The 19435-nt window shown below is 60.1% G+C and carries 19 protein-coding genes; 5 read left to right on the top strand and 14 right to left on the bottom strand.

Translation table 11 applies throughout. The annotated features are described in order from the left end of the window. The 8 genes from accD to V9G17_16445 all read right to left on the bottom strand — a co-directional run bounded on the left by accD (window position 1) and on the right by V9G17_16445 (window position 6310). Window positions 1-837: an acetyl-CoA carboxylase, carboxyltransferase subunit beta gene (gene accD / locus V9G17_16480; GenBank protein ID MEI2754192.1), complete on the bottom strand. Its 837-nt coding sequence runs from the start codon at window positions 835-837 to the stop codon at window positions 1-3. 10 nt (window positions 838-847) lie between these two features. Further along, entirely contained in the window at window positions 848-1636 is a 789-nt protein-coding gene (locus V9G17_16475; GenBank protein ID MEI2754191.1) for a 3',5'-cyclic-nucleotide phosphodiesterase, read from the bottom strand. A gap of 213 nt (window positions 1637-1849) precedes the next feature. Continuing rightward, the gene (locus V9G17_16470) at window positions 1850-2557 is read right to left on the bottom strand and encodes a hypothetical protein (GenBank protein MEI2754190.1); all 708 of its coding nucleotides are present in this window, start codon (window positions 2555-2557) and stop codon (window positions 1850-1852) included. 60 nt (window positions 2558-2617) lie between these two features. Continuing rightward, a complete protein-coding gene (gene moaA, locus V9G17_16465; protein ID MEI2754189.1) occupies window positions 2618-3670 on the bottom strand; it encodes a GTP 3',8-cyclase MoaA in 1053 nt (350 codons plus the stop codon). Between the two features lie 62 nt (window positions 3671-3732). Beyond that, a complete protein-coding gene (locus V9G17_16460) occupies window positions 3733-4206 on the bottom strand; it encodes a molybdenum cofactor biosynthesis protein MoaE (GenBank protein MEI2754188.1) in 474 nt (157 codons plus the stop codon). Continuing rightward, the gene (locus tag V9G17_16455) at window positions 4203-4472 is read right to left on the bottom strand and encodes a MoaD/ThiS family protein (GenBank protein MEI2754187.1); all 270 of its coding nucleotides are present in this window, start codon (window positions 4470-4472) and stop codon (window positions 4203-4205) included. The genes V9G17_16460 and V9G17_16455 overlap by 4 nt, the downstream gene beginning before the upstream one ends. Window position 4473: 1 nt before the next feature. Then, entirely contained in the window at window positions 4474-4971 is a 498-nt protein-coding gene (gene moaC, locus V9G17_16450) for a cyclic pyranopterin monophosphate synthase MoaC (protein ID MEI2754186.1), read from the bottom strand. A 154-nt stretch (window positions 4972-5125) separates the two neighbouring features. Further along, a complete protein-coding gene (locus tag V9G17_16445; protein MEI2754185.1) occupies window positions 5126-6310 on the bottom strand; it encodes a YncE family protein in 1185 nt (394 codons plus the stop codon). A gap of 291 nt (window positions 6311-6601) precedes the next feature. Between V9G17_16445 and V9G17_16440 the strand changes: the two genes are divergently transcribed. Beyond that, a complete protein-coding gene (locus tag V9G17_16440) occupies window positions 6602-7960 on the top strand; it encodes a dicarboxylate/amino acid:cation symporter (GenBank protein MEI2754184.1) in 1359 nt (452 codons plus the stop codon). Between the two features lie 29 nt (window positions 7961-7989). Here V9G17_16440 and V9G17_16435 read toward each other — a convergent pair whose 3' ends face one another. Both V9G17_16435 and V9G17_16430 read right to left on the bottom strand, forming a co-directional pair. Next, window positions 7990-9261, bottom strand: coding sequence for a DUF445 domain-containing protein (locus tag V9G17_16435; GenBank protein ID MEI2754183.1), 1272 nt, complete (start codon window positions 9259-9261; stop codon window positions 7990-7992). Between the two features lie 95 nt (window positions 9262-9356). Continuing rightward, the gene (locus tag V9G17_16430) at window positions 9357-11765 is read right to left on the bottom strand and encodes a fatty acid cis/trans isomerase (GenBank protein ID MEI2754182.1); all 2409 of its coding nucleotides are present in this window, start codon (window positions 11763-11765) and stop codon (window positions 9357-9359) included. A 248-nt stretch (window positions 11766-12013) separates the two neighbouring features. Between V9G17_16430 and V9G17_16425 the strand changes: the two genes are divergently transcribed. Then, window positions 12014-12325, top strand: coding sequence for a hypothetical protein (locus tag V9G17_16425; GenBank protein ID MEI2754181.1), 312 nt, complete (start codon window positions 12014-12016; stop codon window positions 12323-12325). Window positions 12326-12542: 217 nt separating this feature from the next. Here the strand turns inward: V9G17_16425 and V9G17_16420 are convergent, their stop codons facing one another. The 4 genes from V9G17_16420 to V9G17_16405 all read right to left on the bottom strand — a co-directional run bounded on the left by V9G17_16420 (window position 12543) and on the right by V9G17_16405 (window position 17075). Then, on the bottom strand, window positions 12543-13988 hold the full coding sequence (locus V9G17_16420) for an ATP-binding protein (GenBank protein MEI2754180.1): 1446 nt from the start codon (window positions 13986-13988) through the stop codon (window positions 12543-12545). Next, on the bottom strand, window positions 13985-14668 hold the full coding sequence (locus V9G17_16415; GenBank protein MEI2754179.1) for a response regulator transcription factor: 684 nt from the start codon (window positions 14666-14668) through the stop codon (window positions 13985-13987). The genes V9G17_16420 and V9G17_16415 overlap by 4 nt, the downstream gene beginning before the upstream one ends. Window positions 14669-14908: 240 nt before the next feature. Beyond that, window positions 14909-15574 carry a glycosyltransferase gene (locus V9G17_16410; protein ID MEI2754178.1) on the bottom strand — a complete coding sequence of 222 codons (666 nt, stop codon included), beginning with the start codon at window positions 15572-15574 and terminating at the stop codon, window positions 14909-14911. 460 nt (window positions 15575-16034) lie between these two features. Further along, window positions 16035-17075, bottom strand: coding sequence for a TIM44-like domain-containing protein (locus tag V9G17_16405; GenBank protein ID MEI2754177.1), 1041 nt, complete (start codon window positions 17073-17075; stop codon window positions 16035-16037). A gap of 289 nt (window positions 17076-17364) precedes the next feature. Here V9G17_16405 and V9G17_16400 point away from each other — a divergent pair, with 289 nt between their 5' ends. From V9G17_16400 to V9G17_16390, 3 genes are all read left to right on the top strand, one after another. Further along, window positions 17365-17514 (top strand): hypothetical protein, encoded by a 150-nt coding sequence (locus V9G17_16400; GenBank protein MEI2754176.1) that lies wholly within the window; start codon window positions 17365-17367, stop codon window positions 17512-17514. Window positions 17515-17847: 333 nt separating this feature from the next. Further along, a complete protein-coding gene (locus V9G17_16395; protein MEI2754175.1) occupies window positions 17848-18759 on the top strand; it encodes a caspase family protein in 912 nt (303 codons plus the stop codon). Window positions 18760-18800: 41 nt separating this feature from the next. Next, window positions 18801-19319: a hypothetical protein gene (locus V9G17_16390; GenBank protein MEI2754174.1), complete on the top strand. Its 519-nt coding sequence runs from the start codon at window positions 18801-18803 to the stop codon at window positions 19317-19319. Window positions 19320-19435 lie beyond the last annotated feature (116 nt).

The following is a 19435-nucleotide window of genomic DNA, read 5'->3' as shown; positions in this document are numbered from 1 at the left end:
CTAAAAATGCCCGACCAGCGTGCTCACTGCTTCTTTCAACTGCTTACGTTCGACGATCATGTCGATCATCCCATGATCCAGCAAGAACTCGGCTCGTTGAAACTGATCCGGCAATTGCTGCTTGATGGTTTGCTCGATGACGCGTGGACCCGCAAACCCGATCAGGGCCTTCGGTTCGGCGATAATGACGTCCCCCAGCATGGCGATACTCGCGGTCACTCCGCCGAAGGTCGGATCGGCCAGGATAGAGATAAACGGAACCTTGGCCTCTCCCAACTTCGCCACCGCCGCAGAGGTTTTTGCCATCTGCATGAGCGACAGAATGCCCTCCTGCATGCGGGCCCCGCCAGAAGCCGTCACGAGGATCAACGGCATACGCCCTTCCAACGCCCGATCGACGGCACGACAGATTTTTTCACCGACCACTGAGCCCATACTACCGCCCATGAACCCGAAGTCAAAAACGCACAGCGCGACCTTCCGCCCGTTGATCGCCCCCTGACCGATGACCATGGCGTCTTTGCGGCCGGTTTTCTCCTGCTGTGCTTTGATCCGGTCCTTGTACGTCCGCGTATCCTGAAACTGCAGCGGATCCTGCGGCTCCAACTCGGCGTCCCACTCCTTGAAGGTCCCGAGGTCGACCAGCAGATTGATGCGTTCAATCACCGAAATGGGGAAGTGATAGTCACACTTCGGACAGACCTTGTTGTTCCGGTCCACCTCTTTGCGATACACAATCTCCCGGCAATGATTACACTTCAGCCACATCCCCTCCGCTACTTTGGAGCGTTTGGGGGGTTCGGCTTCCTCGGTTTTGCCTTTTTTAAACCATGCCATCTGTGCTCACCTATAGTACAAGGGTTTGGCCCTCTTCGAGCGCGGTCAAATGAGGAAGCCCCAGTTGCCCGAGCTCCTGCCGAATCTGTTCGCGAAACCGCGGCTTGAGATGGTAGGCATAGACCGGCAACTCCGGCCGCGCCATCTTGGCAAATTCCTGTGCCAGCAACACCGGAGTCAGATGTTTAGCCACACGCGCCAGCTCATCCATCGCATTGGGAAACGAACTCTCGATAAACGCGGCCCGCAACCCGGTCACACCTTTTGCCCTCTGCCAAAGCGTATCCGTTCGATAGGTATCGCCGCTATAGAGCACCGTGTGTGCCCCTTCACGCAGCAAGAATCCCACGGTCGGCACGACATGGTTGACGCGAATCGGCGTCACGCCCAGCCCGCACAGCAGATCCTCTCGTCCCGCCTCCAGCTCATAGGGCACGAAGACGGGCCTAGCGGGATCGGGCAACCGGAAGAAATCAGGATACACCGTTCCATTAAAAATATGCGTACGGAGCCCATCCAACACTTCAGACATGGCCGCGATGACCACCGGCGCCTCGATCTCGCCGACCAGGTTATCGGCCAACGTCGGCAATTCGCGAATATGGTCGAAATGCAGATGGGTCAGCAGGACCACCCGGATTCGCCGCTGTTCTTCGAGGAACAGGCGCGACCCGATAGTGCCGGCATCGACCAGCAGCTGGTCATTGACCAGAAAGCCGCAGGTGCCGCATTGGATCGGACCGTTCGCCCCTGCAACCAACTGCCCAGACCCATGACAGCCCAGCACGCGGACATTCATAGCCGTGGATTCCCGGAACGTCCCTCGAATCCCGGCGCGCTCTCAGACGCTTGTGGATGAGTCCTCCGCACTGCGAGGCAGAATAACATACCTCTCTAAAAGGCGCACACAGATTTGCACGGACGGCTCTGCTTCCAGCACGTTCCTCTTGGAGAAGGTAACATTCGAACCTGTTCGCGAATGCGACAGACCCATGATAGGCACAGATCCCGGCTATGACCAGCCGCCGCCCAGTCCGATCCGGACCATCATGAGCAGTCCCAAGCCGATACTTGCGAGACAGGCCAGGCCCTGCATCATCCAATAGGCCCGGGGTCCGACGGCCACGGAATAGACCACCGGCAGACTCAGGATCGCCCCGACACCGACCATGCCGAGAATCGATCCGACCCCGAACACAACAATGTACCCGATGCCTTGGCCGATTCCCGTGACGGTCGAGAGCACAATCAACATGAGCGCCGCCGATCCCGCCAGTCCATGGGCCATCCCGATCAGGAGGGGCCGCAGCGATCCCTGATACCAATGCCCATGTGCATGACTCGGCTGCAGATGATGGCTATGTAAATGCATATGCGGCTGTCCATCGTGCTCATGCGTATGGAGGTGCCATTGCTCCCGGTAGATCCGACGGGCCAACGAGAGACCGAGGGCGACCAGCATTACGCCGACGGCAAACTCGAACAGGGTCGCCAACCGGTCGGGAATCGTGAGGTTCAAGGCCAACAGCAGGGTCCCGACACACAACAACATCAGCGTGTGCCCGAGCCCCCAAAAAAACCCCATGGCCGTGGACGCCCGCACGGTCGGACGCTCCGCCAGCACCGTGGAAAGCGCAGCAAGATGATCCGCGTCCAGGGCATGACGCAGCCCCAGCACAAATCCGAGACTGAGGATAGTCAGGGTATGAGGATCGAACATCGGCTGCTCCGAGAGAGGTGCGTCGTCTGCCCCTGTTGAAGGAACAACAGAAACTGACGCTCAACCTCCTCGCGCATGCATTTCCAGGTGGGGATCTTCGCGTAGACGGTTGATTTCAATCAGTCGCTGCTCTCGCAGACCCAGTACTTCCAAAGCTTTGCGCTCTTCGGCACCTCGATCTGCCCGCCCTTCCCAAGCGGCGGTAATCAACGATTTGATCTCGTCGCGGGACCGGCCTTGTCTCAGCGGCGCCCGCAAATCGAGTCCATCTTTCGCATACAGACAGAGGTACCACATGCCGTCCGCCGTGAGGCGGCTTCGGTCACACGAGCGACAAAAAGGCGTGGTGGTGGACGGAATGATGCCGAAGCTGGTGCCGTCCGGTAACCGAAACCGCTCCGCCGGCGCAACACTATTCTCAACGATCGGTTGTACCCCGCCGTAGTGTCGGCCGATCTGCTCCAGCATCTCCGACCGCGACAGTACCTGATTCATGGACCAGTCCGTGGCCCCTCCCACATCCATATATTCAATGAACCGGACCTCGCCGCCTACTGTTTTTCCATACTCGATCAGATCGATGAGTTCGTCGTCGTTGTAGCCCTTGATGATAACCGTGTCGAATTTCAGCGAGGGAAACCCGACCTGCACCACCGCCTTGATACCGTCGAACACCTGATGATGGAGATCGCGCTTGGTCAACGTGCGGAACCGATCGGCTCGCAGGGTGTCCAGACTGATCGTGACGCGATTCAACCCGGCAAACGACAAGTCGGCAGCCTGATCCGCCATCAGGACGCCATTGCTGGTGAGGGCGATTTCTGTGATCCGTCGATTTTCAGACAGCTGCCGGACAAACCGTGGCAGGTCCCGACGCAACAGCGGTTCCCCGCCTGTAAGCCGAACCTTGTCTACTCCCAACTCCGTGAAGATCGCCGTGAGTTCGGCCATCTCTTCGAACGTCAGGATGGTATCGCGCGGCAACCAGGCATAATCGTCCTCGGGCATACAATACTTGCACCGAAGGTTGCAGCGGTCGGTCACAGAAAGGCGCAAGCTACGGAGCGGACGCCCTAATCGGTCGAAAATCGTGGGAGCGGGTGTATCGAGCATGCTGTGATCCATAATGACTCGAAGGCGCGGGCCTCTCCCCCCTGACGGCGTGCCCCTGAGGGCTATGGGTGCTCCTCGACCCACACCTCTCCTTCGGGGGTGTGCTCGAGTTTCCAAATCGGCGTAATTTGCTTCAGTTCATCGATCGCCCACTGACAGGCACGGAAAGCCTCGGCGCGATGCTCAGCCGCGGCAATGATCAAGACAATATTCTCTCCGATGGTGATCTCGCCATACCGGTGCAGGACCAGCACTTCGATCACACCGAAATCTTTGATGGCGCGTTCACGAATCTCGCGCAGTTTCTTCTGCGCCATGCCTTCGTAATGCTCGAAGGTGATGCCGTCTACATCCTTCCCCTTCGAACGGTCACGGGCCGTCCCTAGAAACATGGCAATGCCGCCGATCCGTTTGGAGCGCCGGCGCACCCGCCTGAGTTCCTCATCGATCGAAAAGTCTTCCCGTTGGACGCGGACCAACATCGCCTCATCGTCGGTCGCGGGCTGGTCGGCGTTGGTGACCTGCTCAAGACTCATCGTGTGCTCCTATGATTTCCACCCGCGAAGGGCGGTAATAACGCAACTTCATCTCCGTCGTTGACTTCAAGATCCTCGTGCGCGATCTCTTGATTGACCGACACCAGCACCTTTTTTTTCTGCAGCAATTCGCCGATCTTCGGATAAGCCGCGTCGATCACCGACACCAGATCCTTGACCCGCTTCCCGTCGTGCAGCGCCAGAGACAGCGTCCCTTGATTGCCGGCCAGCATCTTGATCATGCCGAAGAGTTGTATCGTCACCATTTCAGCCGACCTTCCTGGAATAGAGGCCGGACTTCCCGCCGGATTTCGTCAACAGGCAGATGTCGCCGAAGCTCATGCCACGGTCCACAGCCTTGCACATATCGTAGATCGTCAACGCGGCCACCGACGCGGCGGTCATCGCTTCCATTTCCACGCCGGTCGGACCGGTGGTCTTGGCCGTGGCAGTGATCGTGATCGCGCAACGACCTTCGTGATTGGGCTCGGCTGTTTCGGTAAAAGAAATATCGACGCTGGTGAGGAGGATGGGATGGCACATGGGAATCAAATCCGGAGTCTTTTTCGCCCCCATCACCCCGGCAACCTGGGCAACGGCCAGCACATCTCCCTTGGCAATCTTCCCGTGCTGGATCTTGTCGAGGGTGGCAGGCTCAAGAAACACCGTGGCCTGCGCCGTTGCCAGACGTTCGGTGGAGGCCTTCGCCCCGACATCGACCATCCGTGCCCGCCCCGACTCGTTGAAATGCGTAAACTCGGCCATTCTCTACGCCAAATCAGCTGGTTGTCGCCTATGAACCGCCGAATTATAGGAGCCGATGAAAATGGGAGTCAAGAAGGGAAGCGGGCAGAACAGGCCGGTCCCTCGCGTTCCTTCAACGAGGATCCCATCGCCCAATACGGCCATTCCGCTCCAATTACTCGAGCCGGAGACCTGCGCGCAGGTTGCCCTGCCGGAAATGATTCGGCAGCAGCATAATGCAATTCGGATTGAGTCCTTGCGCTTTCAACGTGTCGATACTCCCCAGCACGGTCCCGCCTTTGGCCAGATCGATCACCGTGATAGACCCGTCGCTCAGGCCTTCCAGATTGAGCAGACTGTTTTGGACAAAGAGATAGCGTTCGTCGGGCGACAGGACGCTATGGTGAGCACCCTGGGCTGCAGGAATGGCCTGGAGAAACTTCGGATGGCTCGGGTCGGAATTGTCGTACAGATTCACAAATCCCGGCTTCGCCGTCGTGACGAACAATCGGTCACCTGTCGCATTGTAGAGCATCTCCAGCGGCATACCCTGGTGCCGGGGGCCGTAATCGTCCACCTGCTGAAACGAGAACGACTGACTCGCCGCATCCCAGATACCGGTCCACAGCGTGCCCTCCAACATGTTGGTGATCTGCACCACCGGCGGATTCGAATTGGGCGCAAACATCACTTCGACCGGAGCGGCCTTGGCGGGTGACGGTTTGGACGACACTTTGTGCGTCGAGAGCACCGCCCCAGTACTGGCCTGCAAGACTGTGACGGAGTCGCCGGCCTCCGACATATCCGGCTTCACCGTGCTCGTGATCAACACACGATCGATCCCGCTGTGAATGGCGATGCCATGCGGATAGAGCACGGACGCGCCCCCGCCGCCCGGCGTGCGGACGGTCTTGATCGGTGTATCGTTCACGGCATCGCCCATGATCACGGCGCTCGATCCCATACAGGTTAGGTACCAGGTCCGGTTATCGTCCGATACCACCAGATCTTCCAATGCCTGGCAATCCGGCACATTGATGGCGCGAAGCCGATAGGGAAAGCGAGTGAGGTCCACGACGTGGAGCACGCTCTTGCCTAAGGCTGTGATGTAGGCTTTCGTCCGATCGCGGTTGAAGAAAATATGGTGGGCGACAAGGTCCGGCGGAAGCGGAACCTCCATCAGAACTTTCCCGAAGTCCGCCGACTCGGGATCGATGTCCATAATCGCAATCCCTTCCCGCCTCACCGATTGGTCAGGTTTACTTTCATAGTTGAGCAGAGCCAGCAGTTCCGCCAAGGCCGGCGCCGTAGAAACAAGCAGTAATCCGAGGGTCAGGAAGAGGAGTCGGAAGCGTGTCATGATGGCCTCCTTCGGTTGGGTGGGAATGCTTAAGAAACTACTCCTTTCACCCATTCTCCGCAATGGGCGGCGCAGCAGCTGATCTCCGTCACCGGACTTCGGCCCCATGCCCTCCGTCCGTCGCCAGGATGTTTCAGCGATGCCCTCCCGGGGAGCTCGATCAAAGCCTGTGGATCCAGAGGAGCAGAGGGCGGAGACGGCTCTCCTGAAAAGTCAGGGCTAGTCTTTCCCTCAATCAGGATGTTATCCAGTGGAGAAACCGGTATCCTTCCGCCTCCACGAGAGACCGACATGAAGCCGACGCATCACTGGATCCCGCTGCCGCTCTATACACAAGTACTCATCGCCGTGATCTGCGGCGGGCTGCTCGGTGTCATCTTCGGGCAGGAGCCCTATCTGGGCGGTCTACGCAATGCGCAACTGGGAAAACTCGGCCTCTTTGTCGTCACGTTACTCAAGACGCTCGCCATTCCGCTCATTTTCTTTGCAATCCTCGATGCGCTCATTCGAACGACCATTCCGCTCCGCCAAGGGGGCAAGCTGGTCCTCATCTGCCTCGTCAACGTCTCCGTCGCCATGGCCATCGGCCTCGCCATCATGAACACCTGGCAGCCAGGCCTGGCCTGGCAGGGCCGCGTCGACGCGCTGCTTCAACTGGTGCCGGGCACCAAACCCTCTGCCACCGTGCAAGCTACCGTGCAGGCCGGTTCGGAAAACCCGATTGAGTACCTCCTCTCCTATATTCCCCGCACCATCGCCGACCCGTTTTCAAGCAACAACATCATCGGCGTCGTCCTCCTCGCGCTGGTGCTCGGCACCACGCTACGGCTGGTACGGAGCGACAAAGACCAGACCACCGGGCTGGTCAACGCCCTGGTGCGCGGCATTGAGTGGGTCTATGTCTGGCTGGTGCAGATACTCGAATGGATCATCCTGGTGGTACCGCTCGCGGTATTCGGCGTGGTCGCCCAGGTCGTCGGCAAAGCCGGTATCGGAGTCTTTTCCGTCCTGTGGATCTTCCTCGCCGCGATGCTCGCGGGACTCGCCGCCCATGCGCTCATCTATTACCCGCTGCTCGCCTGGCTGATCGGAAAGAAGTCGCCGAAGGTCTACCTGGGCCAGGGAGCCGACGCCATCCTGACCGCCGTATCCTGCAACAGCAGCCTCGCGACCGTGCCCGTAACGCTCCAGTGTCTCCACCGCATGAACGTCTCGCCGCAATCCTCGCGCCTCGCGGCCTGTGTCGGGACGAATCTCAACAACGACGGCATCACCCTCTACGAAGCTATGGCCGCCCTCTTTCTCGCGCAGGCGCTGGGCTTCGACCTGCCGATGGCGAAACAGGTCTTGATCGTGCTCGCCTCCATCATCGCGGGAGCCGGCGTGGCGGGCATTCCCGAGGCCGGACTGATTATCCTGCCGCTGGTATTAGCCGCCGCAGGCCTGCCGGACCATGTCATCATTGCGGCCATTCCCCTCATCATGACCGTGGATTGGATCATCGCCCGCGCCCGCTCCGGCGTGAATGTCATGAGCGATATGCTCGTCGCCATCTTGCTCGATGCCGGGCACGTCGCGCCTACCGCCGAACCGGCCACCATTCCTCACCGGTCCGGCAAGCAGAATGCGGGAGAAGCCGAGGCGTCCTGAGCAGCGTGCCGGTTGTGCCTGGCCGGAACTTATTTCCCGCTCCCGATCAACAGAGCCAGGGCATGCAGGAGTAGTCCCACCAGACCTCCGACGATGGTCCCATTGATGCGAATGTACTGGAGGTCTTTGCCGACTTCCCGCTCGATGGTCTCCACCATCTGAGTCGGCGACCATTCCCTGACCGTGTTGGCCACCAGCTCCCCGATCTTGTCGCTGTGCCGCGTGGCCAGTGCCTCGACCAGACCCTGCACCCCATCATGCAACAGGGCGCGCAATGCGGCGTCGTTCTGCAACGTGCGCCCGACCTCGGCCAGGGCAGCATCGAGATAGGCCCGAATGTCGGACGGCTCCCGGCTCAAATCGTCCAGCATCCACTGCTTGAGCTGGTGCCATGACTCGTCCAGAAACTGCAACAGCGTCTCGTACGCCAGTAGCTGTTCTTTGAGGGAAGCCTCTCTCCTCAACGCGTCGTCGGACTGCATGAGCCACTCCGACAAGGCATGGAGCCGGTCAATCACCTTCCGCCGCATCGGATCGTGCGGAGCGTCTCGCATCGTACGGAGCGTGTCGTAGACAGAATCCAGCACTTTGTGGGAGACAGAATAATCCAACTTCACAAAACTGAGGACGCGAGACCAGGGGAGTTTTTCAGCCACCGTCCTGCCCAACGAGTCTCTGTTGGCATCCACGTACTCGAGCACAGCGGAGAGGATGTCGTTCAGGAGGCGATCCCGTTGGTGGCTCCCGAGAAAACCTGCCAGCATCCGACCGGCAAGGGGTGCGACGCTCACGCCACGCATGACCTTGGTGGCAATCTCGCGAAGCATCCTCTGCATCGCCGTATCTTCCGACGCGTTCAGCGCCCGGACAAGCAGCTGCGCGACCTCGTGGGTCAGTACACGCCTACGTTCCGGAGCGAGTAACACCTCGATCAGTTCTTCAGGGATCCGCCAGGAGCCGACCAACCGGGCGATCCCCTCTGGTGTGACCAGCTTTCGCTGAGTCAGACTCCCGATGTTGGAGGCAATACGCTCGGTATTCCCGGGGATGATGGCCGTGTGCGGGATCGGCACGCCGAGGGGATGCTTGAACAGCGCCGTCACCGCGTACCAATCGGCGAGCGCCCCCACCATCGCCGCCTCGGCGAAGGCGCGGAGCCATACGAACCAGGGATGTGCCTCTTGTTGAATCAGCGCGACGACAAACAGCAGCGCCATGAACAACAGGAGCCCGGTTGCCAAGGCCCGCATGCGAAGATAGTCTTCAGTTTTCGTCGGCAAGGTCTGCTCTGTGGCACTCACGGCACGTCTCCTCTCTCACAGCGTGAACAGAGCGATCAGAGCCTTCATGCCCTCGCGCTATGAGGCATCGGCCTTCCCCTCCTCCGAGCCACAGCCTACCGATTCTCCAACCGATTGTAGTCCAACAGTCCGGCTTCGAGAGGGTCAATGCGGCGGTAGGCCTGGTGAACAGCATCGCTGTGCGCCCAGAAGTGCTGGTGCGTGCGCCGCACGGCGAAACGTTCGGCGAGCCGATGATAGTCTGCTTCGCTCGTGAGGCCGGCCAGAGCCGCGATGAACTCCGGCAACGCCGCCTGTTCGACATGAAAGAACACATTGGGGTACGCGCCGATGACTCCCTTCGCAACAGTCAGCGCATCCTCTGCCGGAAGACGACGGGACTCGGGGTTGAAGACAGACGCGAGGTTACTGTAGCCGTCGTCGTGCAAGAGCGTGTAGAGGCGGTCATGACGAACGTCGCCGCCGGGCCGGTCCGTAATCGTCAGCAGGGCCACTTCGGGAAACCATTGCAGCGCCTTACCTTTAATATGCGCCAATGCTCGCAACTGAGCGCGGAGCGTCGAATCAAGTTCGTCGTTGATATCATGGAGCGGATTTCGGACCCCGCCGACGTGTTGACGCAGTAACGCGAGCAACTCCTGCTTAGGTTGATTCGTCCGATATCGAATACCGCTTTCTTTTCGAACCTGGAATTGCAGTCCGTAGACATAATCTTTGACCGACTGGGACGCATCCCGATACCAGAAGTCCCGCACCCGCTCTCGTTCCTGCGGCGGCAACAGCAACAGGAAGTTCGATTCCCCTTCCATACGCAGAAAATCCATGTAGAGCCGGGTATCGAGCTGGTGCCCCGCAAAGCCGTAGACGTCGAAACCGGCCACCAGCAGATAGAAAATACGCTCGAACAGATCGTAGGAGACCAGCCACGCGGTTTTGGGTGCCTCGCCGATCAAGCCCTGCACGGCGGAGCCGCTATCGGCGTGACGGAACAACGTGAGGGCCGCGCTCGACTGCATTCCCCGTCTGTTCCAGATGAAGGAGAGATCGGCCGTCTCACTCCGAGGTTGTAGCGCTTCGATATACGCCTGTTTGGCCTTGAGAAAACTTTTCTGCATGCGGGAGTATTTCAGCCAGGAACTGAGGCCGAACCGGCTCACTCCTTCGGCGGTCGGCAAGTAGAGATGGCTGCTGTTCTCCGCCAGGAACGTTTCGCTCTGGTCCAACGCGGCGCTGTCCGGATCGGTGAAGAAAAGCCAGAACCGTTCATCGATGACATCCAAGGCGACCTGTCCCCGACAGACCGGTCCTTTCATGAACTGCATGAAGAACGTGTGGGAGTCGTCGAGCAGAAAACGGTAGCGCGAACGGAACGGCAGAGCCCGGAAGGCCACGAAAGGATTGGAGGCCACACTCACGTCGTATCCTGGCAGAGCGTCCACCTCATACGGCGCGTCGAGAAAGAGCTCGGCGTACCGCTGCTTGCGCGCGGGACTCAGTACGTAGGGAATATGGGTCTTGGCGAGGAGACTGCCGCGCACCGGCTGAAGCCGATAATAGACGCGAGGTACGCCTGGATCATCGTAGGGCCGCCGCGTGACCACCAGATCGATGGGCTGCCCCGGCGCAGAGCGGGATCGCACGAGTCGAAACCACTGGCGGTCGGAGAGTCCCTCGAAATAGAGATGGGTGAGAGTGAGATGCTCATAGAGATAGCGGCTCATCAATTGCTGTTTAGGGGAGTCCCCATTGAAGAACGCTTCCCATTCCTCGATCTGAGCGATGGACATGGGCGAGGCCGGCTCCACGTCCCGGTAGGGCGCGCCCTCCTCGATCCATCGCATGAGAGTCTGGTATTCCTGCTCGTTCACGCCCGGCAAACCGTACGGCATGCCCCAGAGCGGGTGATCGGCAGCAAACGCATCAAACTGAGACTCCGTGGGACATTGTTGCTTTCGATCAAGCGAGAGATCGAACGTCTCGGGGAGCAGCGGCTGCGGAGGCAGGGGGTGTGTCCGCTTGAGCGCCAAGATACGCGCCAAGACTCCGGCGCGGCGCGCCTCCTCAGTCGCCTGCGCTCGTTCCTCAAGGACCGGAAAAAAATCCTTCTTGCGCCAGGCCTCCACCGATTGGGCATCTTCGAAGAGGCGGGTCGGTTCGGCCGTCACCAGGCGCGTTCCCTCGTAGACGGGTTTTTTATTCGCCCCTCGGGTCAGCCCTTCATAGGCGGTCAGATTCAGCTGGCACGGTGAGTCGTAACAACCATGGCACACGGCACAGCGTCGCTCGACAATCGGTTGCACATCCCGCCAATAGTCGACCGTGCCGATACCGGCCGTGCTGGGAGGAAGTGCGGAACGTTGGCTTGAGTCGACTGCCCAGGAAGGGGTTGGCCCGGCGCAAACTGCCAGCACCAGCACAGCCACACCACACAGCCAGGCCGAACACACACGAAGCGCCGAGCCCTGTTCCTTGTGTTTGGGATAACACTCATCTGCGTGGCGCACGCTCGTAGGCTCCCTATCAGGGTCTAACGGGGTCTGACTCTAGCACAAGCCTCTACACCTGCACTATGGATAGACTCGAAGACGGGACACCGGGTCGTACATCGACCAGTCATCTCATGATCGGTTCCCGAGTCCTCCTGATCGCCGCTCCTTTCTCGTGCGGGAGTCCCGATGCAATCGCGACCCCGGATCGAGTACAGTGTATCGATCACACATCGGTATTTGATGGCAGGAGGAACAGAGGAACAATGGCGAGATCGAGACGACCCGAGTTGGAAAAAGATAACCCGACTGCCCCGCAACTCTATGTCGGGCCCAGAAGAAAGCGCGCCCTCTCCCGGGCCACCACACCGGCCCATCCCGCTCCACAGGACCCGATGGCTGCAGCCCTGCGAACGTTGCTGGATGCCGCGGAACAGTTCGTCAACGGCGTGCCCTATGTGCAAGAGCTGGACAAGGAACGCAATGCGCTGCTGGAGGCGATCACGGACGCGCAGTCGCTGGTGTCGGTCGAGCGCGGGACGGTGACGCGACCGGCTCGGGCGAGGAAGAAGGGCTAGCCCGAATTATTCATGAGCGCTTCTGCTGCAATCGCGGATTCGCAGCTGCGACCAGCCTGTCGGCGGGCGGGCTCGCCGCTCGGTCGGTCGACATCCTGTTCAAGGATGCCTTCCTCCCTCACGACTCCGCGCGCCCGTCTCGCTTTGCGACTCCGCACTTTCGCGACGAACCGTCATGAATAATGCGGGCTAGGACGGATTGAAATACGTGGTCACGTCAGGATGACGCCAGGCTGTCCGGCTGGCGGCCAAGCGGCAAACGGATGGTAAATTGCGACCCTTTACCCGGCTCCGTGTCGACGGACACCGTCCCCCCGTGGGCTTCGACAATTCCTTTGACGATAGCCAACCCTAAGCCGATCCCTCCGGACTCCCGTGCCCTGGCCTTGTCCACCCGATAGAACCGATCGAAGAGGAACGGCACATGTTCCGCCTCGATTCCGGGACCCGTGTCTCGGACCGCAATCTCCAGCGAGTCATCGGAACGGCGGAGTTGCACCGTGACCGAACCGCCGGGCGGCGTGTACTTCAGGCTATTGTCCAGCAGATTGATCAGCGCCTGTTTCAACCACTGCTCATCCGCCGAAATCGTGGGGACGGGCACGACATCGAGGGAGAGCGAGAGCTGGCGGTCATCGGCCAGCAGCTTCAACTCGAGGACCAGTTCCTGCAACAAGGGTTCCAGTTCGAGGGGAGCGAGTTGTAACGGCGGCCGATCGCCGGTCACCTTGGTGAGCGTCAGCAGAGCCCGCGCCAGCGCGATCAGTTTCTCCACCTGCTCCAGATTCCCGATGAGGGCCTCACGATACTCCTCCGTGGATCTGGCCTTTTGAAGCGCGACTTCCAGGTTCCCCTGCAACACGGTCAGCGGCGTCTGCATTTCGTGGGCGGCATAATCGACAAACCGGCGCTGGCTTTCGCAGCTCTTCTGGAACCGGTCCATCATGGCGTTAAAGGCTTGTGTCAGGCGGTGGAACTCTTGAAACGGAGAATCGAGCGATAATCGCTCGCCCAGATCCGCTTCCGACATGGTTTCCGCGCGCCGGCTCAACAGACTGATCGGCGTCAGAACCGTCCGCGCGATCCAGGCGCTGCGGGCCCACGCCACCAGGATGACGAGGCCCGACCCGAGCGCCAGCAGAATCGCGAGCCCCTTCAGCGTTTCCTGTGAAAAGTGGAGCGACTCCTCCGCTTGCAAAATATAGCGGACCTCGCCGCGCCTGGGCACCGGGATAGACACGCGGCGCACAGGGGCCCCCTCGCGCAAACGGACCACATCGAAGACGGTCTGGCCCTGCTTGACCTGTGCGAGGAGGGATTCCGGCACGGGAGGGCGAGGCACGACATCGGACCCCTTCCACAGGAGCTGTCCGTCGATCGACAGAATCCGGACGCTATGCGCGCCCTCCCGGAGTTCATGTTGTTCTTCCTGGCTGCGGCCTTTCTCCCCCAATACGACCAATTCATCACTGGCCCCACGGATCACGTCCGGTCGCTGCTCGATAATGCGTCCCAATGTTTCCGCCAGCTCGAGCAACCGTCTATCGACATACCCGTTCAGCAGCGTTTCGCCCCCGATATAGATCAGCGCCGAAAAACCGAGGAGCAGCCCTCCCATCAAAATCACGGCCGTCCGTCGGATCAACCGTCCCAGTGAATTCACCGTCCGGATTCCTCATCTTCCAGCATATAGCCGGCACCCCGCACGGTCGTAATCAACACGGGAGAAAAGTCGCGATCCATCTTCGCACGCAGCGACCGGATATGCGCGTCCACGATATTCGTCATGGGATCGTAACTGATGTCCCACACATGCTCGATGATGGCGGTCCTAGTCAGCACACGATTCTTGTTGCGTAAGAGAAATTCGAGCAGCGCATACTCCTTATTCGTCAGTGCGATTTCAGTGCCGTTCCGGCACACGCGGTGAGTCGCCGGATCCAGCTCCAGATCGGCGGCCGTCAACCGCGTCTGCAGCGGGGGCCCGCCGCGCCGCAACAACGCCCTCGCTCTCGCGAGGAGTTCTGCGAAGGCAAACGGTTTCGTCAAATAGTCATCGGCGCCCAGATCCAGGCCAGAGACCTTATCCTGCACCGTATCGCGCGCGGTCAACAGCAAGACGGGCGCCGTCACACCGGTGCTGCGCAGACGACGGCAGAGCGACAGGCCGTCGAGCACCGGCAGCATGATGTCCAGGATCATCAGGTCGTACGGATTCGCGATGCCGAGCTCAAACCCCTGCTCGCCATTACAAGCGACATCCACCGCATACCGTTCCTCCTTCAGCCCCTTCCGAATAAATTGCGCGAGATCGGAATCATCCTCGACGAGAAGAATACGCATGGCAATCGGTGCTCCGAACCGGCCGGACGGTGAAAAAAATGAACAACGGTGAGGCCCCCACCACGGAGGCCCTCACCATCATATTAATACATCAGCCTGGCCCTAATCGATCAGAGAGAGGGTCCTAGGGGAAGAGAGACTCGGATGCGTGAGCACGAAATCCCCTGAAGACGGCGCCCAGGGGAACTGAGAACGCGCGACGATCGGCGAGCCCGGCAGGCGCTCGCCGACCGGCCGGCATTAGTATGGAAATGTCGCGACAGATCCCTGTTCAACCCTGCCACCGTTCAGGCTCCTGACAGGACGCAGGTGAGGAGCCGCGCGGTTTGGGCGGTCAAGACCGAGTGCGCGCCACTCATATACCGCCTCATACGTGCGCGCAATCTTCGCCACGGCCGCCGGGCCGTTCTTCGCCTCACGCATGTCCGCATACGGAATCACGGCCTGCCAATTCAAATCCGGCGCGTGGGTGAGTTGCTCCGCGGACATCGCGATCAAGGCCAGCTCCTTAAACTCACGATAGACCCTGATGACTTCAGGGACATCCAGAGATTCATACACCGTCGCAACGATCGGAATCGGGCTACGACGCATCAACGGCAAACAGGACAGGCCCGAATGCACGTGGATGATGTCGAACGACGGCACCGTGGCAAACGCTTTCTCCAGTGCGAGCATCGCCAAGGCCTCCGCAAGATGGCGCTTGGGGGCAGGATACGACCGCATCGAAAAAGGAGCGACCGGGACTACAGTCCCGGCTGTCCTGCTGTCCCCGCTGGCAAACACCGTCACGTCATGTCCCAGCCGGGTGAATTGCTCCGTCAAATGGACAATCATTCCGCCTTGTGGGTGCTGACTCTCGACTGAAACCTGTTCCCAAAACGGGCTGATGTGGCCAATCCGCATTGTGTGTTCCCTTTGTCCGATCCAGCCGGAGACGTGCACTTCAGACTCGCCGGTGCCGGCGACGGCGCACGCGAGTCATCGACGGGTCAGCGATGGGCGCTGCGATGAATCTATGGTTCTGAGGGGGCCTTGCGGGCAGTCGGATAGCCGCCCGCTCTACGTTCAAAGAAACGGTACAACGGCCATCATGAAAATTCGGCGAAGAGGTGGTGAAGTCATCATGAAGTGATCGCACGATGCCCGAGACGTGGAGCCGTCGTGCGATCTCTCAAGCAAGCGGGTCTGCTGGGGGCTCTTGTCGGGACGTTCAGGAAAGGGCTGCATGACGTTCGGGGAAACGGCACCGCTGGATGGTCTATGCCGTCCTTCATCGGAAACAAAACGGGGGCAGCCACCTGCGTGACCGCCCCCGTATCCAACTATCTCGCGCTGTCCCCACCGGGGACCGCTCGACTCAATCTTACGCCACCTGCTGAATCGCGGACAGCAACCACTTACCATGCTGATACCGCATAAAGGTCCAGACCTCGGTCGTTTCGATGGGCTTCTCCGCACTGCCTTCGATGAGATACCCAGCGTCCCCCGCGGCCTTTGACAAGGACACGGTATAGTCCAGGGCACTCCAACGCAGGCTGACCGTCGCGTACTGCACCGTGTTTTCAAGCCACGACTCCCGGACTTCAGCTTGGAGCAGCACCACATCCTCCACACGGTTCACCTGATCCCGGCTGGTCAGTTCGGCCAGGCCGGTGCTGAAATACTCCAGCATTTCCGGCGTCACCAGGCGGCGCAAGACGGACAGATCCTGCTTACCCCAGGCGGTTTGAATATCGGTCAACGATTGCTGGAAGTCAGCCTTGTCGGCTGAGGTGATCTCGCTATCGATCGTGGCCGTTCGAAGCGTCGCCACGGGCGCATCTTCCAGCAGGGTTCCACTACTCGCCGCGCGGCTCCGTGTGATGCCCGAGAAATCAGGCGCCACCGCAGGCTTGCGGGATCGCATATAGAAAAACAGCGCCCCGGCTCCCATCAACAGCAGTAAAATGAACATCCCGCTCGGGCCGGACGATCCGGCCTGACCGTTGTCTCCGACCAGCTCACCCGCTTCGTTCGTCCGCGCGCTGCTGTCGGTCGCCCCGAACAGCATATGACCGATCCATGATCCGGCGAGACCGCCGGCAATACCCGCGAGCAGGGGATTGCGCTGCAGCCACGAGGGCTGCGCAGCAGGCGTCGGCCTGGCCGTCGAGGCCGGACCGCTGGCCACGGAAGGCGGCGGGCTCGTGGCCTGCCTGGCGGTCGTGGATTGCTCGATCGGCTTCGCGCCGTTGTCCTGATAGGTGCGTGACCCGCGACTGCCCATGCTGCCCGAAGAGCTACCGCCGCGCGACCCGCTGGAGAACCCACCCCCCGATCCACCCCGCGCCTTCGCAAAGGAAATGGTCGGCACGCCGACCAAAGACAACACAAGACATGCAGCCATCAATTTAGTGGTATTCAAGCGATACGTCCTTTCTATGGAACGTGAGAACAGTCTGAAACCTCACCCGAATCTTGCATGAGCGCGTCTGCGGCGGGCTCGCAATGCGACTCCTCGGTTTCGTAACGAACCGTTAGGAATCATCCGGGTTACGGTTATCCTACCAGCAATGTCGAAAGAAAACCTAGATTTCATCCCCGGCTCCTGCGAATCGCATCGCAGCCGGCTTCCTTGTAAGATAGCCGTGACGCATTCGTTCGACGCTCTCGTTTCTGGAAACGACGCGGACTTTACCTCGAAAGGAGTCATCGTGAAACAGGGATATCGGTTGATCGTCGTGGATAAAGATGGGGTGTTGGTGTCGGAATTCCAACTGACGGAGCAGGCGTTGGCCGCGCCGGAGGCGTTCGTCACCGCACTGAAGGAATCAGTCGAGGCCATCGAAGAGGCGGAACCGTGAGGGTTACGCCCTCCCGATGTGTTGGCGACTATCCCCGGAACAACTCACATCTACCTAGACTCAGGAGGCAGCAAAGATAGGTTAGGTAGTGTGCTGGCCGAAACCTCTTCCGTCTGGCCCTGCTCCCCACTGGCTCTATTCCGGTTCATCCGGTTGGGGGATGCGATGGATGGAGAGAACGCTGTGACGTTCACCCTGCCGCGGGTCGCTTCAAATACCAGTATTTGCCGCATGCTCTCCGTTGACAGATTGCGTGGTAACGACTACCGTACCGCCATCTTTTGACATCAACGACTTCATTCTGATCGCTTCTCACCGACCACGGAGGTACGTATGGCCAAGACCACCTCGTCATCCAACAGCAAACCGAAGGGACTCTCCTTACACATCGGCCTGAACGCCGTGAGCCCCGCCGCCTATGGTGGCTGGAGCGGCGACCTCGCGGCCTGTGAGTTCGATGCGAAGGACATGGCGGCGATCGCCACCTCGCGCGGCCTGAAAGCCACCCTGCTGCTGACCAAGCAGGGAACGCGAGCCAAGACATTAGCCGCCATGCGCAAAGCCGCCAAGACACTGCGGAAAGGCGACTTCTTTTTTCTGACCTATTCGGGCCACGGCGGTCAGATCCCCGATGTCACAGGTGAGGAATCTGACAAGCAAGACGAAACCTGGTGCCTGTTCGACGGCCAGCTGATCGACGATGAGTTGTACTTCGAATTGAGCCGCTTCGCGGCGGGCGTGCGCATCCTGGTGCTGTCCGACAGCTGCCACAGCGGCACCGTCACCCGCAACATGCCCCCGCAATTCGATCCCGGCCGATCGGTCGGGCGCTCGAAAATGATGCCGATCTCCGTCGGCCTCCGCACCTATCGCGAGCACCGGAAGTTCTACGACACCTTGCAGCAGGGCGTCGCCAAAGTTGCCGGCAAGGCCTCTGTGGCAGATCCGGATAGTGTGCTCGCCCAACTGGCCGTGAGTCCGCGCCTGACGGCCATCGCGAAGGCATTCAAACCATCCGTGATCCTGATCTCAGGCTGCCAGGATAACCAGACCTCCATGGATGGCGAGCAGAACGGGGCGTTCACCGAACAGTTGCTGAAAGTTTGGAATCATGGGAATTACAGCGGGAACTATGCCAAGTTCCACGCCGCCATCCGTGCGGGACTGCCGGCCAGCCAGACACCCAATCTGTTTACGCTCGGAGCCGTCGCCCGGTTCTTGAGGCAACAGCCGTTCTCGGTCTGACGAACGTTCGCAGGGAGCGCATCTCCCGGGAGGCGACGCGCATGAGCCTGAAGCAACTCCTCGGCATCGTGGTGATCGTGCTGTGGCTGGGGTATTCAGGCACGCTCGCCGCGGCGGACCTGACTGGCGCATGGAAGGGTCTGCTCAGCAGCGCCGACGGCAGTCAGGCTGAAGTACAGATCGACTTCAGTCCGCAGGGCTTTCCCCTCTACTCGTACACCAACAACAAGGGGCTGACGCGGCAGGTGGAGTTGTCGCACGCGGGTCAAACGGTGGAATACGTCCCGCCAGGCGGCGGCGTGCAACGGATGATCGTGCAGCGTGTCGACAAGGGGCAGGGGCGATTGTCGGTCGGTATCGTCGGTTCCTTTGAGCGGGCGAGTCAGGGCTATCTGGATCAACGGCAGGAAGCCGCCCTCTTCGAGTATACCCTCGTTCCCGGTGGCCTGAAGATGCGCGTCACCACCAGTTCGACGGCTCACTTCAGCGACAAGGATCTGATGGTGAGAGGCGATCCGAACGCCGTCGTCGCGGAGGGAGTTCTGCAGAAACTTCGTTAAGGTGACGCAAACGAAGAGAGCCCGACGGACAGCCGCCCGTCTGCGTCACCGAGACAGTGCGGTGTTCGACATTCTCCCGGTCACACAGGCGGGAGCCGCCATCATGAGGCGGCAGT

This window comes from Nitrospira sp. (genome assembly GCA_037045225.1).
GTDB lineage: Bacteria > Nitrospirota > Nitrospiria > Nitrospirales > Nitrospiraceae > Nitrospira_A.
Note: the sequence above shows the minus strand (reverse complement) of the source record. Positions and strands in the feature narration are given on the sequence as shown.

Bases quoted from the DNA above. Each gene is read 5' to 3' on its own strand.
- accD (MEI2754192.1), bottom strand. From the start codon at position 837: ATGGCATGGTTTAAAAAAGGCAAAACCGAGGAAGCCGAACCCCCCAAA.
- V9G17_16475 (MEI2754191.1), bottom strand. From the start codon at position 1,636: ATGAATGTCCGCGTGCTGGGCTGTCATGGGTCTGGGCAGTTGGTTGCA.
- V9G17_16470 (MEI2754190.1), bottom strand. From the start codon at position 2,557: ATGTTCGATCCTCATACCCTGACTATCCTCAGTCTCGGATTTGTGCTG.
- moaA (MEI2754189.1), bottom strand. From the start codon at position 3,670: ATGCTCGATACACCCGCTCCCACGATTTTCGACCGATTAGGGCGTCCG.
- V9G17_16460 (MEI2754188.1), bottom strand. From the start codon at position 4,206: ATGAGTCTTGAGCAGGTCACCAACGCCGACCAGCCCGCGACCGACGAT.
- V9G17_16455 (MEI2754187.1), bottom strand. From the start codon at position 4,472: ATGGTGACGATACAACTCTTCGGCATGATCAAGATGCTGGCCGGCAAT.
- moaC (MEI2754186.1), bottom strand. From the start codon at position 4,971: ATGGCCGAGTTTACGCATTTCAACGAGTCGGGGCGGGCACGGATGGTC.
- V9G17_16445 (MEI2754185.1), bottom strand. From the start codon at position 6,310: ATGACACGCTTCCGACTCCTCTTCCTGACCCTCGGATTACTGCTTGTT.
- V9G17_16440 (MEI2754184.1), top strand. From the start codon at position 6,602: ATGAAGCCGACGCATCACTGGATCCCGCTGCCGCTCTATACACAAGTA.
- V9G17_16425 (MEI2754181.1), top strand. From the start codon at position 12,014: ATGGCGAGATCGAGACGACCCGAGTTGGAAAAAGATAACCCGACTGCC.
- V9G17_16415 (MEI2754179.1), bottom strand. From the start codon at position 14,668: ATGCGTATTCTTCTCGTCGAGGATGATTCCGATCTCGCGCAATTTATT.
- V9G17_16410 (MEI2754178.1), bottom strand. From the start codon at position 15,574: ATGCGGATTGGCCACATCAGCCCGTTTTGGGAACAGGTTTCAGTCGAG.
- V9G17_16395 (MEI2754175.1), top strand. From the start codon at position 17,848: ATGGCCAAGACCACCTCGTCATCCAACAGCAAACCGAAGGGACTCTCC.
- V9G17_16390 (MEI2754174.1), top strand. From the start codon at position 18,801: ATGAGCCTGAAGCAACTCCTCGGCATCGTGGTGATCGTGCTGTGGCTG.